Annotated in this window: 14 protein-coding genes; 6 read left to right on the plus strand and 8 right to left on the minus strand. The window is 60.8% G+C overall.

Going from position 1 to position 16196, the window contains the following annotated elements; all coding sequences use genetic code 11:
- The first annotated feature begins 126 nt into the window (after nt 1–126).
- From IG616_RS07845 to IG616_RS07855, 3 genes are all read left to right on the plus strand, one after another.
- On the plus strand, nt 127–1698 hold the full coding sequence (locus IG616_RS07845; RefSeq protein ID WP_192147608.1) for an HAD family hydrolase: 1572 nt from the start codon (nt 127–129) through the stop codon (nt 1696–1698).
- A 125-nt stretch (nt 1699–1823) separates the two neighbouring features.
- The gene (locus IG616_RS07850) at nt 1824–3623 is read left to right on the plus strand and encodes an IlvD/Edd family dehydratase (protein WP_192147609.1); all 1800 of its coding nucleotides are present in this window, start codon (nt 1824–1826) and stop codon (nt 3621–3623) included.
- A 143-nt stretch (nt 3624–3766) separates the two neighbouring features.
- Complete coding sequence (locus IG616_RS07855; RefSeq protein ID WP_192147610.1) at nt 3767–4048, plus strand: SCP2 sterol-binding domain-containing protein; 282 nt, start codon at nt 3767–3769, stop codon at nt 4046–4048.
- 84 nt (nt 4049–4132) lie between these two features.
- Here IG616_RS07855 and gfa read toward each other — a convergent pair whose 3' ends face one another.
- Nucleotides 4133–4765: an S-(hydroxymethyl)glutathione synthase gene (gene gfa / locus IG616_RS07860; RefSeq protein ID WP_192147611.1), complete on the minus strand. Its 633-nt coding sequence runs from the start codon at nt 4763–4765 to the stop codon at nt 4133–4135.
- A 389-nt stretch (nt 4766–5154) separates the two neighbouring features.
- Between gfa and IG616_RS07865 the strand changes: the two genes are divergently transcribed.
- Together IG616_RS07865 and denD are read left to right on the plus strand one after the other, a co-directional pair.
- Nucleotides 5155–5622 carry a GNAT family N-acetyltransferase gene (locus IG616_RS07865; RefSeq protein ID WP_192147612.1) on the plus strand — a complete coding sequence of 156 codons (468 nt, stop codon included), beginning with the start codon at nt 5155–5157 and terminating at the stop codon, nt 5620–5622.
- A gap of 86 nt (nt 5623–5708) precedes the next feature.
- Nucleotides 5709–6686 carry a D-erythronate dehydrogenase gene (gene denD / locus IG616_RS07870; RefSeq protein ID WP_192147613.1) on the plus strand — a complete coding sequence of 326 codons (978 nt, stop codon included), beginning with the start codon at nt 5709–5711 and terminating at the stop codon, nt 6684–6686.
- Here the strand turns inward: denD and IG616_RS07875 are convergent, their stop codons facing one another.
- The gene (locus IG616_RS07875) at nt 6687–7880 is read right to left on the minus strand and encodes a citrate/2-methylcitrate synthase (RefSeq protein WP_192147614.1); all 1194 of its coding nucleotides are present in this window, start codon (nt 7878–7880) and stop codon (nt 6687–6689) included.
- An 80-nt stretch (nt 7881–7960) separates the two neighbouring features.
- Here IG616_RS07875 and IG616_RS07880 point away from each other — a divergent pair, with 80 nt between their 5' ends.
- Nucleotides 7961–9067 (plus strand): citrate synthase/methylcitrate synthase, encoded by a 1107-nt coding sequence (locus tag IG616_RS07880; RefSeq protein WP_192147615.1) that lies wholly within the window; start codon nt 7961–7963, stop codon nt 9065–9067.
- Between the two features lie 17 nt (nt 9068–9084).
- On the opposite strand, the gene IG616_RS07885 is transcribed toward IG616_RS07880, so the two are convergent.
- The 6 genes from IG616_RS07885 to IG616_RS07910 all read right to left on the minus strand — a co-directional run bounded on the left by IG616_RS07885 (nt 9085) and on the right by IG616_RS07910 (nt 16196).
- Nucleotides 9085–9495 carry a GNAT family N-acetyltransferase gene (locus tag IG616_RS07885; RefSeq protein ID WP_192147616.1) on the minus strand — a complete coding sequence of 137 codons (411 nt, stop codon included), beginning with the start codon at nt 9493–9495 and terminating at the stop codon, nt 9085–9087.
- A 112-nt stretch (nt 9496–9607) separates the two neighbouring features.
- A complete protein-coding gene (locus tag IG616_RS07890) occupies nt 9608–11011 on the minus strand; it encodes a TRAP transporter large permease (protein WP_192147617.1) in 1404 nt (467 codons plus the stop codon).
- 11 nt (nt 11012–11022) lie between these two features.
- A complete protein-coding gene (locus IG616_RS07895) occupies nt 11023–11643 on the minus strand; it encodes a TRAP transporter small permease (RefSeq protein ID WP_192147618.1) in 621 nt (206 codons plus the stop codon).
- Between the two features lie 198 nt (nt 11644–11841).
- The gene (locus IG616_RS07900; RefSeq protein WP_192147619.1) at nt 11842–12849 is read right to left on the minus strand and encodes a DctP family TRAP transporter solute-binding subunit; all 1008 of its coding nucleotides are present in this window, start codon (nt 12847–12849) and stop codon (nt 11842–11844) included.
- A 216-nt stretch (nt 12850–13065) separates the two neighbouring features.
- Nucleotides 13066–14406: a sigma-54-dependent transcriptional regulator gene (locus tag IG616_RS07905; protein ID WP_192147620.1), complete on the minus strand. Its 1341-nt coding sequence runs from the start codon at nt 14404–14406 to the stop codon at nt 13066–13068.
- A gap of 5 nt (nt 14407–14411) precedes the next feature.
- Nucleotides 14412–16196 carry a sensor histidine kinase gene (locus tag IG616_RS07910; protein ID WP_192147621.1) on the minus strand — a complete coding sequence of 595 codons (1785 nt, stop codon included), beginning with the start codon at nt 16194–16196 and terminating at the stop codon, nt 14412–14414.

Consider the following 16196-nt stretch of genomic DNA (forward strand, 5'->3'; position numbering starts at 1 on the left):
CTTGGCCGATCCTTCCTGTTTACGGATCGGGAATCATAGCGACAGTGTGCCGCGACTGGCATACAAGTCAGCTCCTACCTGCCATTTGTCCGCAAGGCACGCAGCTACTCAGGTAATTGAAGTCTCATGCCTCTTTCCGTCATCAAGCCGATGATCCGAAACCCCGCCTGTTTCGGGCTGGTTCTGCTCCTGTTGCCGCTTCTGTCCGCGGCGTTCGCCTTTTATGGCCAGGAGCCGGTGCTTCCTGCCGCTGCCGCACTGCTTCTGGCGGGAACGGCTGCGGTGCTCGGAGGAGCCGGGCTTTTTCAGGCAGCAAGAGCCGGCGCGTTTCTGCCCTTGGACCTGATGACCTATGCTGCGGCTCTGTTCTCCGCCATCGGAGCTGGACTTGCGGGCTGGCTGACCGGACAGCTCGAAATCGCAGAGCCGCTTGCCCTAACGGCCGCCTGCCTTGTGACGCTACGCGCTCTTTGCCGGACCGCAACGAGCACCGAAACGGTTTCCGCCCGCATCAGCCTCGATCTGCATGACCCTCTCTCCTGGGAATATTTGCAGGTGCTTACGGGGGCCGTTCTCGCCCTGATCGCAGGCCTTGCCTGGGGTCTTGTGTCGGATCCCGCCTCAGGCATCAGTGCCGGTGCTGCCGTTCTGGCCGTTGCCTGGCCTTACACGCCAGAGCTCCTCCGGCGCATGGCGGCAAAGGCCGCAGAAACGCGCGCTGCCGGTTACGGCATCGAACTCTACGGCCCGGATGCTCTTCAGAACGTGCAATCGGTTCGCGCTATTGCCTTTGACCGGCACGCGCTGCTGGCAACGGAAGAACTTGTTGTGACCGATGTTCACGCCTTTGACCGCAGGCAAGAGCCGCTTCTGGCTGTGGCTGCGGCGGCAGAGCGGCATGCGACCCATCCAGCGGCCCGCGCCATCCGGTCCATCGCCGCGGACTGGCAAGTGCCGGAAGGCGCTCCCGAAGAGTTCGAAGAGGTTCCGGGCCTTGGCGTTGTGGCCATGCTGGGCGGGGAGGCGATTGCCGTCGGCAACCGCAACCTTATGCAGGAGCTGAAGATCGACAGCTTTACCGCCACATCTCTCTGCCGGTCTCATGAAGCGGAGGGCAAGACCTGCCTGATCGTTGCCGCCGGTGGCCGCGCTGTCGGCATGCTCGCCCTGCACGTGACGATGCATCCGGATAGTCCGGCAACGATTGCCGCCATCCGTCACACGGGACGCAGCACCACCCTGGTCTCCGGTGCCGTCGAGACAAGCGCCAACGCCTTTGCCAAACAGCTGGGCATGAGCGCAGCCATCGCGGACAAGCGGCCGCAAACGCGCCTCGCAAGTGCTGGCGGGATCGCGGCCTCGGAGCCTGGCCTGTTTGTGACGCCGGAACCGGGCAACGGGCTTGTGGTCTATTTTCTGGGTGGCAGCGTAGCCCCCGGTGCGCTTCTGGCCCGCATCCACCCGGCCCTCGCCGCGTCGCCCCTTCGCCATTTCCCCTTCCTTCTGGATGCCGCGCAGGACAGCGGCAAGCTGTCCAGGACCCTGCTGATGACCCAGGCCAGTCTTTCCGGGCTCGCGGCTCTTGTTTGCTGCTTCCTGGTGCTTCCGGTTGCCGCTTCGCCCTTTGTTTGCGGAATTTGTGCAGCAGGCGGCAAAGCTCTGGCAGGCAACTGGCTGCGGAAAAACAGAAACGCTTGATTTCGGCAGCCAAGGACTGGACAGAAGTCTCTTTTGGGCTTTTCCCGCCTTTACAGATCCCCGTCGGGTGAACTTAATCATGGTCAATGCGGCCAAAGCGCCGCCACCTGACTGGGAGAGGTTTCATGGGTGACAAGAAGGAGCATCAGCTGCGCTCCAGAGCCTGGTTCAACAATCCGGACAATCCAGGCATGACGGCGCTCTACATCGAGCGCTATCTGAACTTCGGCCTGACCCGCGAAGAGCTGCAATCAGGCCGCCCGATGATCGGCATCGCCCAGACGGGCTCAGATCTTTCCCCCTGCAACCGGCATCATCTTGAACTGGCCAAACGCGTGCGCGAAGGCATCCGCGAGGCTGGCGGGATCTGTTTCGAGTTTCCGGTTCATCCGATCCAGGAAACCGGCAAACGCCCGACCGCAACTCTCGACCGGAACCTAGCCTATCTGGGCCTGGTGGAGCTGCTCTACGGTTACCCGATCGATGGCGTGGTTCTCACCATAGGCTGCGACAAGACCACCCCTGCCTGTCTGATGGCGGCGGCAACCGTCAACATCCCGGCCATCGCCCTGTCCGTCGGCCCGATGCTGAACGGCTGGTACAAGGGCGAGCGCACCGGCTCAGGCACAATCGTCTGGAAGGCCCGCCAGATGATGGCCGCCGGAGAGATCGACTACGACGGTTTCATGGACATTGTCGCCTCCTCTGCCCCCTCGGTGGGGTATTGCAACACCATGGGCACGGCGACGACGATGAACTCGCTTGCAGAAGCCCTGGGTATGGAACTGCCTGGCGGAGCTGCCATACCCGCCCCCTACCGCGAGCGCGGGCAGATCGCCTATGAAACCGGCCGGCGGATTGTCGGCATGGTGCATGAGGATCTTAAGCCCTCCGACATCATGACCCGCAAGGCCTTCGAGAACGCTATTGTCGTCAACTCAGCCATTGGCGGCTCGACAAATGCGCCCATTCACCTGAACGCCATTGCAAGCCACCTGGGCGTTCCGCTGGACAATGACGACTGGCAGGACATCGGCCACGACGTGCCGCTCATGGTCAATCTCCAGCCTGCGGGCGAGTATCTTGGCGAGGACTATTTCCATGCAGGCGGTGTTCCGGCGGTCATCTCCGAACTGATGCGCCACAACGCGTTGCCCCACCCTGATGCAGTAACCGTGAACGGCAAGTCCATCGGTGACAATTGCCGCGGCATTGTCACGGATCTGCCCGATGTGATCCTGCCCTATGACGAGCCGCTCAAGGAAAGTGCTGGCTTCATCAACCTGAAGGGCAATCTCTTCGACAGCGCGATCATGAAAACCAGCGTGATCTCTGAAGAGTTCCGCAACCGCTACCTGTCGAATCCGGATGATCCGGAAGCCTTCGAGGGCCGGGCCATCGTGTTCGAAGGGCCGGAAGATTATCACGACAACATCGACAATCCGGAACTCAACATCGACGAGCATTGCATGCTCTTCATTCGCGGTACCGGACCCATCGGCTATCCGGGCGGCGCGGAAGTGGTGAACATGCAGCCGCCTGCGGCCCTCATCAAGCGCGGCATTCATTCGCTGCCCTGTATCGGCGACGGCCGCCAGTCCGGCACCTCCGGCTCCCCCTCGATCCTGAATGCCTCTCCTGAAGCCGCTGCCATGGGCGGGCTGGCTCTGATCCAGACGGGAGACATGGTCCGGATAGATCTGGGCAAGGGAACGGCCAACATTCTGATTTCAGATGAGGAACTTGCCCAGCGCCGGTCCGATCTGGAGGCAGAAGGCGGGTTTGCCGTGGCCGAAAACCAGACGCCCTGGCAGGAAATCCAGCGCTCCATGATCGACCAGTTCGACAAGGGCATGGTGCTGAAGCCTGCCGTCAAATACCAGGATGTCGCGCATACCAGAGGCCTGCCACGCGACAACCATTGATCAAACTGCGCCAGGTGTGAGGCCGTTGAAAAACAGTCTCGCGCCCATTGCCTACTTGACGATTACGTAAACGGTATGATTGGGTTCATCCCAACCGGCGGGCAACACCCAACAGGAAAGCCGGATACCTAGGAGAGCGGAAGATGAGCCTGGAACAACTGACGGAAAGCGTGCGGAGCAAGGTCGCAGGCGGAGGCATCGAGGAGAGCGTGAAGTTCAATCTCGGCGGCATGGGAGCGATCTTCATTCAGGGTTCGACCGTCACAAACGAAGATGCGGACGCTGACTGCACCGTCACCATTTCTCCGGAAGATCTCGCTGATCTTCTGTCAGGTGACCTCAACCCGACCGCAGCTTTCATGAGCGGCAAGATCCAGGTGGAAGGCGACATGAGTGTCGCTATGAAGCTGGGCAGCATCGTCTGACGCTTACCGCGTCCAAGAGTTTGCAGAAACATACACGCCGGCCCCAGTGGGGCCGGCGTTTTCGTTGCACCAGAGGAGGAGCTATCAAGCGGCAAGAACACCGTTCTTTTTCGCTGTATGTGTCGCGATCAGATCCATGATTGGCGGGGACAGGGCGTCATAAGGCTCAAGCCCGAGTTCGCGCAGGCGGGCGCGGATGCCGTCCATTTTCGCTGGCGGATAGCCGGATTCGATGATGGAGGATACGAAAGCCGCAAATTCCGGCGGCGACCAGCCGTCCTCGTTCGAAAGCTCGGTATGGATGAAATCGAGACCATAGAGCGGATGCTCTGTGTTCTCGATCCGCCCATACATGTGGACGCCACAATCCTTGCAAGCGTAGCGCTGGATCGGTGCGGCGGGATTGACGATCTCCAGCTTGTCGGCATTGGCGATCACGGACACGGAATCCCTCGGCACCACCGCGATCTGGCTGAAAACAGCCCCGGCCGGCTTCCAGCACTTCGTGCAGCCGCACACGTGATTATGCGCGCTCTGCGCGGAAATCCGGACCTTGACCGGGTTTGACTTGCAATGACAGGTCAGCGTGCCGCCCGCAAATCCGGGCTTTGCCGGCGGATACCCGTTGTCCACCTGCGGATGGATCTTGACGCTGCTGGGCGGCGGCGCTGACGGCTTCCCGTCTGCTCCTCCAAAAATTCCAGATAGAAATGACATGAGAACGCACCTCCCTGCGTGTTTGGGTTCAGACTGAGACCCGGGACCTTGGCGCCGCTGCCGTGCTCACTTTCCGTCAGGAGGCCGTTTTTCCTGCCTAAAGAGGACCACTGGAGCACGCTGGCACTTCCAGTCATCACAAACATTAGGAACAACGCCCAAACAGTCACAAGAGATACATAGGTGTGTATTTGCAGCCCGTCACAATGCGTAAAAATTCTATTTTATTGTTCCCCGGCAAATACTTGCAGCAAACTTGATACATACTCAGGGGAATTGGGCCAGAGAGCCGTCCCAGCGGTAGACAGTCCGCTGCGCGCGTCCCTGCGCCATTGACCTGGCCGCGCGTCATGCCACTATCTGACAGCTAGGCATAGGGAGTGACGGAAATGAATGGCGGGACACTCAACCTCCGGAAGGCGGTTGCCGAAGATGCGAAAGGCATTACGGAACTCGCCCGCGACGCGTATCAGCATTACATTCCGGTCATCAACGCCACGCCTCAGCCCATGCAGGCAGACTACGCGGCTTTGATCAGGAAAGATGAAGTCTGGCTTGCAGGAACCTCAGACCACCCGGATGCGTCTCTTGTCCTGCGCCTGGCGGCAGATCATCTGCTTTTATGGAGTATTGCCGTTGCGCCGAGGCTGCAAGGCAGCGGCTTTGGCAACCGGCTGCTCGATTTCTGTTTTCAGCGGGCCCGTGACCATGAAAAACCGGAACTGCGCCTTTTCACAAATGCGCTGATGACCTCCAACCGCCTCTGGTATCGACGCAGAGGCTTCACCGAAACCAGCCATGAGCAGATCGGTGACAAGCTGGTCGTCCATATGAGTGCGCCGGCAGCCGAGGCGTAACGTTTCAGGGAAGAATGATCTTTCCCCACTCCCACTTGTGCCGCTAACCTCACCACATCAAAAATCGCCGGGAGGAAACAGGCGCTATGGTTCATGCACTGATCATTGGTGCGGCCGGAATGGTCGGGCGGAAGCTTGCGGAGCAAATCGCACAAGAAGGATCACTGAACGGCAAACCGCTCAGCAAACTGAGCCTGGTTGACATCATCACGCCAGCCGTACCAGCCGGAGCACCGCAGGACACCAGTTGCAGCGCCTGCGACTTTTCGCTGGAAGGCGAAGCGGAAAAACTGATCGCCGACCGTCCGGAAGTCATCTTCCTGCTGGCCGCTATCGTGTCGGGTGAAGCGGAAGTCGACTTCGACAAGGGCTACCGCATCAATCTCGACGGCACCCGCCGCCTGTTTGAAGCAATCCGTGCAGCCGGCGACGACTACTGCCCACGCGTTGTCTTCACATCTTCGTCTGCCGTTTTCGGAACGCCGTTCCCGGATCCGATCCCGGACGACTATCTTGCAGCTCCACTGACCTCTTATGGCGTCCAGAAGGCCATGAGCGAACTGCTGCTGGCAGATTACAGCCGCAAGGGCTTCCTGGATGGTGTGGGCCTGCGTCTGCCGACCATCGTTGTCCGTCCGGGCAAGCCCAACAAAGCTGCTTCCGGTTTTTTCTCCGGAATCATCCGCGAGCCACTGAACGGCCAGGAAGCTCTGCTTCCGGTGGCTGACGACGTTCTGCACTGGATGGCCAGCCCGCGCGCGGCAGTGGGCTTCCACATTCACGCAGCAGGCGTCAGCGGCGAAGCTGTAGGCCCGCGCCGCAGCATGACCATGCCCGGACTTGCGGTGACAGTTGCGGAGGAAATCGAAACCCTTCAGCGCTTTGGCGGAGAAAAGGCCGTCAAGCTGATCCGCCGGGAGCGGGACCCTGTTATCGAGAAGATCGTTGCGGGCTGGCCGCGCAGCTTCGCCCCCACGCGCGCGCTAGAGCTTGGCTTCAAGGCGGACGACAGCTTCGACGCCATTGTGAGAGCCTACATCGAAGAGGAAGGCATCAACGTCTGATCACTTCCCCCTGCGCGGCCGCTCACCAACATAGGCCGCGCGGGGACGGATCTGATCCGGCAAACGGTATTGCTCCAGCGCATGGGCGATCCAGCCGACCATGCGCCCGGCGCAGAAAATGACCTTTCCTGCTTCTTCCGGCAGACCGAGCTGCCTTTGAATGACGGCAAAGGCAAAGTCGATGTTGGGTGCCAGACCGAACAGCGCCTCCCCAGCCTCCACCAGGGCGGGAACAAGCTGCGCAAACTCCCTGTCTCCCTGAACACCCGCTGCAAGCTGCAAAAGACAATCACCGCGCGGGTCCCGGCCCGAATAGATTGCATGACCGAACCCGGCCAGCGGTTCTCCCCGCTGAAGCATGGCGCTCAGTTCTCTATCGGCGTCTTCCAGAGACCGAACCCGGTCCAGCCAGGCTGTCACCCGGTCAGAATGAGCGCCATGACGCGGGCCGCTGAAGGCGCCCAGGCCGGATATGAGCGCCGCATGCAGCGGTGCCCTGGTTGACGCTGCGCAGCGCACCGCAAAGGCACTCGTGTTGAACTCGTGATCGGCAGCCAGAACAAGCGCCGCGCGCAGCAGCTCGGCTGCCGGCCCCGCAGGAACATTCCAGGCCCGCGCCAGCTGCATGTGCACGGGAGACGCGTCAGGCTCGCGCCGCCCAAGCAGCGCGGCGCATGAGGCCCTGACCAAACCCGCGCCTTTGTCCCGCAGAAGGGCAGGGGACTGCGTGTAGGCGGCCCGGTCCTGCAAGGGCCAGGCCGCAAGCGCAGTCATCAGCCGTTCCATGATGCCGAGCCCTTCCGGCAAGGCTGGAAGCGTTTCTGGTGCTGGGCGCGAAAAAGGATCCGTCCCGCACTCCCAAAGCAGATTGGCAACGGCCTCAAGACTGAAGCTTCCGGCTAGCTCGACCGCCGAATGACCGCGATACCAGGGGCCATCCTCAGCAATCATCGTCAATGAGGTGGTGAGCGCCGATGGCTGCGAACCTGCGGGGACGGGCCCCAGGCCTCCCAGAACCGGTTCTGCCCTTTGCCCCTGCAATTGGCGGATGTCTGCCGCGTCATACCGCCTTTGCTTGCCTGGACCAGGCACGGAGCGGATCAGCCCCCGGCTGACATAGGCGTATAGCGTCGCGGGGCGGACACCAAGTTCGGCGGCAGCCTCACGGGCCGAAAGATAGACAGGTTCGCTCATATGTTGATTGTATTTATCAATATTGATCCTTGCAACAAGTCCGTGAGAACTGAAAGGGACACAAGACAAGGAGAGATGACATGACCCTCGCGTTTCCGGCCCCCGGCCTTGCCAATTCAACGGCTTCCGGCCTTGAAGGTGTGATCGCTGCCGACACGGTTTTGAGTGAAGTCGATGGCGCAAAAGGGCGGCTTATCCTTCGCGGCAAAGCGATTGAAGACCTTGCGGGACATCTGAGCTTCGAAGAGGCAATCCGCTTTTTCTGGGACGGGCTGGTCACAGACAGAAATGCCCCCCTTGCGGAACGTCTCGCACAGGCGCGCAGGGACGCCTTTGCCCTGGTGCCCGTTCTGGAAGCAGCCCCAAGAGACCTTCCCGTCTATCAGCGCATGCGTCTCGGCCTCTCGGCTCTGACATCAACCCGGCATGAGGACGATGCCGCGGCCATCTGCGGTTCGCTGCCCGTCTTTCTCGCCGCCTCAGCGCGCATAATGGCCGGCGTGAAGCCGGTTGCGCCGGACACGTCTCTCACCATCGCGCAGGATATCCTGCAGATGCTGACCGGCAGGCAACCGGTCGAGCGGGCGGCCAGTGCACTGGACCGGTATCTGGTGACCATCCTCGATCACGGTCTCAATGCCTCGACCTTTACTGCAAGGGTGATCGCCTCGACCAAGGCGGACATGGCCTCGTCGATCATCGGCGCCATGGGCGCTCTGAAAGGCCCGCTTCACGGTGGCGCGCCGGGACCGGTTCTTGACATGCTGGACGCCATTGGCACGCAGGACCGGGCGCAGGACTGGATCCTGAACGAGCTGAAACAGGGGAGCCGCCTTATGGGGTTTGGCCACCGCATCTACCGGACACGCGACCCGCGCGCCGACGTTCTGAAGGCAGGTCTCGCTGAACTTCCGAAGGAGGATGGGCGCATCGCCCTGGCGGAGGCGGTGGAAGCGGAGGCCCTTGCTGCCTTGCGGGTCCACAAGCCGGACCGGCCGCTGGAAACCAACGTGGAATTCTACACCGCCGTGCTGCTGGAGGCTGCGGGCATTGATCGCAGCCTGTTCACGCCGCTGTTTGCGGTGGGGAGAAGCGCCGGCTGGTGCGCCCATGTGGTGGAACAGCAGCAGACGGGCAAGCTGATCCGCCCGGCCTCCCGCTACACCGGTCCGATGCCGCAAGCTTGAAGATCAGGGGAACCGCCTCAAACACCCTTCTTGTAGGCCATGCCGATGGTGCGCGGGCCGGTTTCCTTGAACCCGAACTTCTCGTAGAGCCTGTTCGCCGGAACATCGGCGAGCAGGTTCACATAGGCCGTGTCCGGCACATTGGCAGCAATGTAATCGCTCAAGGTCTGCATGATCAGCCGCCCGTAGCCTTTGCCGTGATGTTCCGGACGCACAACGATATCGACGATATGCACGGCCAGAGCGCCATCGCCAACGATGCGGCCCATGCCAATCTCTTGTCCGTCGAGCTCCAGCACGATGCAGTAAAGTGACTTCGGCAGTCCGGCCTTTGCCGCCTCCAGGGAATAGCCGCTGAGACCTCCGGATCTGCGCAGATCGATATAGGTTTGCGGATCGGGAAGACGCTCGACGATGTGAGGCTGCACGGCTGATTCTCCTGACACTTTTCCGGAGGCGGAGCTTTGCCGAAATGCAGACGGCCTTCAATGCAAAAGGCCGGAGCAATGCCCCGGCCTTTGTCTTCTCATGATTGCCTGATCAGCGGTTTGTCAGGATTTCCGGTCCCATCAGGCTGTAGGGCAGCCAGGTAGACAGGGCCGGGACATAGGTCACCAGGATAAGGAACAGGAACAGAATCAGCACGAAGGGCGCAGCCGCCCGCACCACCTGAACCAGGCTCATCCCCGTGATCCCGGAGGTTACGAACAGGTTGAGGCCGATCGGCGGAGTGATCATGCCGATTTCCATGTTCACCACCATGATGATGCCGAGGTGGATCGGATCGACGCCCAGCTCCATGCCGATCGGGAACACCACCGGTGCCACGATCAGGAGCAGGCCCGACGGTTCCATGAACTGGCCACCCAAAAGCAGCAGCAGGTTGACCGCGATCAGGAAGGTGAACCAGTTGAAGCCTGCGTTCAGCATCAGATCGGTGATCGCCTGCGGGATCCGCTCAGAGGTCAGAACATGAGCGAAGAGCAGCGCGTTGACGATGATGAACATCAGCATGATCGTCGTCTTGCCCGCATCCACCAGCACCTTCTTGGTATCCTTGTGGAAGCAGCCCGGACCAAAGTTCGCGATGGTCAGCCACAGGTTCCGGACAATCGCGGACCCAAGGCCTTCGCCTTCCTTGCGCATCGGCACGCCCTTGAGCGGACCCATGTCACGGTAGATGAAGATGGCGATCAGGAACGAGTAGACCGCAGCCACGGCAGCCGCTTCAGTCGGTGTGAACACTCCGCCATAGATACCGCCGAGAATGATGACGATCAGCAGCAGACCAAATCCCGCCTCACCTGCGGCGCTGGCAATTTCACCAAACCCGGCGAAAGGCTGCTTCGGCATGTTCTTGATGCGCGCATTCACATAGATCGCGATCATCAGCATGAGACCGGCCACGAGACCCGGAATCACACCGGCAAGGAACATGCGGCCCACGGAAACGTCCGTTGCAGCTGCATAGACCACCATGACGATGGACGGCGGGATCAGGATGCCCAAGGTGCCTGCATTGGCGATGACGCCTGCCGCAAACTCCTTGGTGTAGCCGACCTGGCGCATACCGGCGATGGCAATGGTGCCGATGGCGACCACGGTTGCAGGCGAGGAGCCTGATAGCGCGGCAAAGAGCATGCAGGAGAACACCGCCGCGATGGCAAGACCGCCGCGCACATGGCCAACGCAGGCAATGGCGAAGCGGATAATGCGGCGGGCAACGCCCCCGGTCGACATGAAGGCCGAGGCCAGAATGAAGAACGGGATCGCCAGAAGCGTATAGTTCTGCGAGGCGGTGAACAGCTGCAGAGCGACCGACGAAATGGAATCGTTGGAGAAGATGGCGATGGCCAGAACGCTGGAAAGACCAAGCGAGATGGCAATCGGAACGCCCAGGAACAGGAGTGTCAGGACGAGAATGAAAAGGATTGCGGCTTCCATGGTTATTTACCTCAATCCTTCAGAATGTCTTTATTTTCGGCCACAAGCTCTTCAGCTTCATGCGCCGCAATCATCATCGCCCTCTGACCGGTGATGATCTGCCAGGTTGCCTGAAGGCAGCGGAACGCAAAGAGGGCAAGCCCGATGGGCAGGATGAGGTAAGCGATCCAGCGCTGTACGCGCTCCTTGGTGCCGAAGGCTTCCTGCACCCATTCCGGATAGCGCAGATCGTCCAGGCCGATACCAATCTTGAACATCTTCTGCCAGTAGTCGATGGCCCCGCCCTTCGCATCGATCCCGAAAACATGGAGCCAGTCCGCATTGAGCAGGATCACGGCGTAGGCAACGCCGCAGAGCGCCCCAAAAACCGCGACGGCGCGGAATAGGGGCTTCGGCAGCAGCTGGATCACGGCATCCACCCCGAGGTGAGACCCGATCTTCACGCCATAGCTCATGCCGAAGAGGATGAGCCAGGCAAACAGGATACGCGTCAGCTCCAGGGCGCCCGTCCAGCCGGAGTTGAAGCCATAGCGGGCGACCACCTGGGTGAAGGTGACGATTGTCATTGCCGCGAGAAGGAAGGCGATGACGCCTTCCTCGAAGCGGGTGACCCAATTGTCGAGGCGTTGCATTGTTTCCCCCGAATCATGCCTGCGGCATGTTCTCGATTGTTCTTTCCCTGTCCGCGCCCGGGGCAGCCCATCTCGAAAGGGCATTCCAGCCTGTTGGCGCAGGGAATCCTGCGGGTGGAGGTATTTGTCTCTCTTCCCGGAAACCCCTGGGGCGGAGACCCCGGAAGGGCCGGCGGACCGGCCCTTCCAAAGCTGACCTTACTTGGCCGTGTTGGACGCAACAGCTGCGTCGATCAGGTCCTTGCCGATGTCGCCTTCGAACTTGGCCCAAACCGGCTTCATGGCATCAACCCATGCCTGGCGCTGTTCTGGGGTCAGCTCGCGGATGACCGCGCCGGTGTCCAGGATGCGCTTCCGGTTCATGGCTTCCTGTTCAGCCACGGACCCGTTGGCGGCAGCAGTGACTTCCTCTGCAATCTTGAGGAACTGCTCACGGACATCCGGCTCCAGGCTGTTCAGCCACTCGTCGGAGGTGACGAGCAGGTAGGCCAGGAGCTGGTGGTTGGTTTCGGTGATGCCGTCCTGAACTTCAAAGAACTTCTGGGTGTAGATGTTGGACCAGGTGTTCTCCTGGCCGTCCACAACACCGGTCTGAAGCGCGCCATAGACTTCCTTGAAGGCCAGTTTCTGAGCGTTTGCGCCCATGGCTTCGATCATGGCTTCCGCCACGTCGGAGGTCTGGATGCGGAACTTCAAGCCTGCCGCATCACTCGGAACCAGCAGCGGCTTGTTCGCGGAGAACTGCTTCAGACCGGAGCTCCAGTAGCCAAGGCCCTGGAAGCCATATTCGGTCATGGAACCCAGAAGCGACTTGCCGTCAGCGCTGGTGGTGAAGCGCTCGACCGCGTCCAGATCCTGGAACAGGAACGGCAGATCGAAAAGACGGAACTTCAGGGTATAGGCTTCGAACTTGGACAACGAAGGTGCCGCCAGCTGAACGTCGCCCAGAAGCAGGGCTTCCATCACCTTGTCGTCATCGAAAAGCTGAGAGTTCGGGAACACCTGCATGCAGGCCTTGCCGTCCATCTCCTTGTTGACGCGTTCTGCAAGCAGGGTCGCTGCGTCGCCCTTCGGGTGACCAGTCGCGGCCACGACGTGGCTGAACTTGATAACGATTTCGCCGTCGTCACAAGATTCAGTTGCCTGAGCTGCGCCAGAGAACGCAAGAGTAACCACAGCGGTTGCTGCGAGAAGAAGCTTTTTCATGGAATGTCCTCCCAGACATTTTTCATATGTCCGGCTCATGAAACGGAGCCGGAGCGCGAATGCACGCTGGGGAAGAAATAGCAACGTCCATGCCAAACGGCAGGAATAAAGGATTTTCTGAAAGAATTCGCAGTTACAGCTCAAAATGCTGAAACGGATGGGTCGAAAGTGACCCACCCCTAGCCTTAAATGTGTCGAAATCGACACATTTAAGGCTCAGCCATCAGCTTCTTCCAGATCCGCTTTCCCCAGGCCGTATTTGCGCATCTTCTCATAGAGAGCCTTGCGGGACAGGTTGAGGCTTTCGTAGGTCGGCTTGATGGCGCCACCGTTGCGCGCCAGCTCCGCGGAAATCAGGGCTTTTTCATAGGCGGCGACCTGATCGAAAAGGCTGGCACCGGATGAGCTAACAGCGGCGGCCGAGCTGTCGATACCAAGCACGAAACGGTCTGCGACATTACGCAATTCCCGCACGTTTCCAGGCCAGTCCCGGGTCATCAGCGCCGCCAGATAGCCTTCCGGAATATCCGGGATCTCCCGCCGGTAGCGGGCCCGGGCCTCAACCGCCAGATGGCGGAAGAGAAGCGGGATGTCCTCGATCCGCTCGCGAAGGGCCGGAATGGCAACGGAGACCACGTTCAGGCGGTAGAACAGGTCGAGACGGAACCGGCCTTCCCGCCCGGCGGCCTCCAAGTCTTCCTTGGTTGCCGCAATGAAGCGAACGTTGAGATCAATCGACTTGTTCGACCCCAGCCGTTCGATTGTCCGGGTTTCGATCACACGCAAAAGCTTGACCTGAAGCTCCGGCGGCATGGATTCGATCTCGTCCAGAAACACCGTCCCGCCATGGGCATGTTCCAGCTTGCCAATCCGCTGGCTAATCGCCCCGGTAAAAGCACCCTTCTCATGGCCGAAAAGCTCAGACTCGATGATCTCGGCAGGCAGGGCGCCGCAATTGAGGGCCACAAAGGGCCGCGACCTGCGTGGTCCTTCATCGTGCAGGGCACGCGCCACCACTTCCTTGCCCGAGCCGGTTTCCCCAAGGATCAGCACATCCGCATCCGTTGCGGCCAAGGCAGCCACAGTGCGGCGGAGCTTGTCGATGGCAGGCGTCCGGCCGACCAGACGGCCCTCGAGGCCCGTCCGGTCCGCCAGTTCCTCGCGCAGCTTCCTGTTTTCCAGCACAAGGCGGCGCCGGTCCAGCGCACGTTCGACAACGGAATCCAGCCGCGACACGGAGAAGGGTTTCTCCATGAAATCATAGGCCCCGGCACGCATTGCCTCGACCGCCAGCGGCACATCGCCATGACCGGTGATCAGAACGACGGGCAGGGCAGGATCAATCTCGAAGGCCCGCCGCATCACCTCGAACCCATCGGTTCCCGGCATACGGATGTCGGTCACGAGCACGCCGTAAAAATCACGGGCAATGCGTTCCAGAGCCGCATCCGGGTCACCGGTCGCCATGACCACATGGCCGCTCAGTTCCAGCCCCTGGGACAAGGAGGCGCGCAGGTCTTCCTCATCATCCACCAGCAGAACGCATCCTTGATCCATGTTCTCTATTCCGCTGCGAGTGTTTGAGTACCGGCCACGGGAAGCCGCATGGTGAAGCATGCACCGCCGGATGGGCCATTGACTGCCGTCAAAGTGCCGGAGAAGTCATGGACGATCTTGTAAGCGATGGAAAGACCGAGGCCCAGCCCTGCGCCCACGTCCTTCGTGGTGAAGAAGGGATCGAAGATCTGGGGCAGCACCTCTTCGGAAATGCCTGTGCCATTGTCGGAAACGGTCAGAACCGCATGGCTGTCCTCAACAGACAGGGCAAGACGGACACTTGCGCCTTCCCGGCCCTTTACCGCGTCGAGCGCGTTCGACATCAGGTTCACCACCACCTGTTCCAGCCGGATCTGCCCGGCGGAAACGATGATGTCGTCTGACGGCAGATCCGTTTCAAAGGCAACGCCGCTTTGCTTGATCTGCGGCATGAGCAAAAGCAAAGCCTCATCAATCACCTGACGAAGCGAAACAGGTTTTATCTCGGTGCCGGAACGGCGGGTGAAGCCCTTCAAAGTCCGCGCGATTTCTGCCATCCGGCCGACCATTCCGCCGATACGGGTCAAATTGGCGAGCGCCTTTTCCGGCATGCCGCGAGCAATCAGCATTTCCGCCACTTCCGCATCAGACCTGATCGCCGCAAGCGGCTGATTATATTCATGGCTGAGAGCTGCAGACATCTTGCCGAGTGTTGCCAGCTTTGCCGCCTGAACCAGCTCAGCCTGGGTCTGGCGCAGTTCCGCTTCGGCCTGCTCCCGGTCGCGCACCTCCTGCTCCAGCTGGGCGTTGGCCGCGCTGAGCTCTGCCGTCCGTGTGCGCACGCGCCGCTCCAGACGCAGGGCAGCTGCCTTGTCCAGGCGCTGCCTGCGCCCGAATTCCTCCCGCCGGGTCAGCCAGATCCAGACGAAGCCAAGCACGATGACGCAAAGCAGAAGGGAGATCACCATGGCACGGGCCGATTGGCGCCGGGCCTCGGTCGTGTCCGCGAAGATCATGACCCGCCAGCCCAGAACGGGCAGGGGAGCGGCCAGCTCCATCCGGCTCCGGCTGATGCCCCGGTCCGCGAGGCGGTTGAAATTGACCGGATTGGCGCTTGTGTCGATGACACTCAGCTCATCGGTATCGCCGAGATCTTCCAGGTTCCTGCCCCGCCATTGGGACACGTTGGTGACAACGACGAGGCCCTGATTGTCGACCGCGACGATGGGATCCTTGGACAAGGCCCAGGCCTGTTCCACATAGGCAAGGCTGACTTTAACGGCCAAGACACCCGTCACCTGATCGCCGGTGCGAACCTGGGACGCAAAGACATAGGACGCCGGTGAGGTGGTTGAGCCGGGCAGCAGCTCCCGCCCGAGCTGACCGCGCAGCGCGTCTTCAAAGGCAACCGGGATCAGGCTGGCGCTACGATTGATATTCCGCTCTTTGTTGCTCGTCGCGATCAGTTCGCCCCGCACAGAGAGCATCCAGACCTCTTCCGCGCCAGCCATGCCTGCGGCCACAGCGGCAAGCTGATTGCCGCTCTCCTCATCCGCCTCCGAAACGATCCGGGCAATTTCCGGACTGCGGGCAAGAAGAGGCGCCATGAGGCGGAATTTGTCGAGCAACCCTTCCAAAACCGCGGCCTGAACAGCCAGATTGGCCGTCGCCCGCGTCCGTACTTCACTCAGAAAAAAGCCAAGACTGGTCGTTCCGGTAACCCAGACCACTCCGGTTCCGGCAACCAGCATCAAAATCACCGCGAAGATCTTCAAGCGGCGCGCCAGCCGTCTCTGGGTGAACATGCTCAT

Source organism: Roseibium litorale (assembly GCF_014842915.1).
Classification (GTDB): domain Bacteria; phylum Pseudomonadota; class Alphaproteobacteria; order Rhizobiales; family Stappiaceae; genus Roseibium; species Roseibium litorale.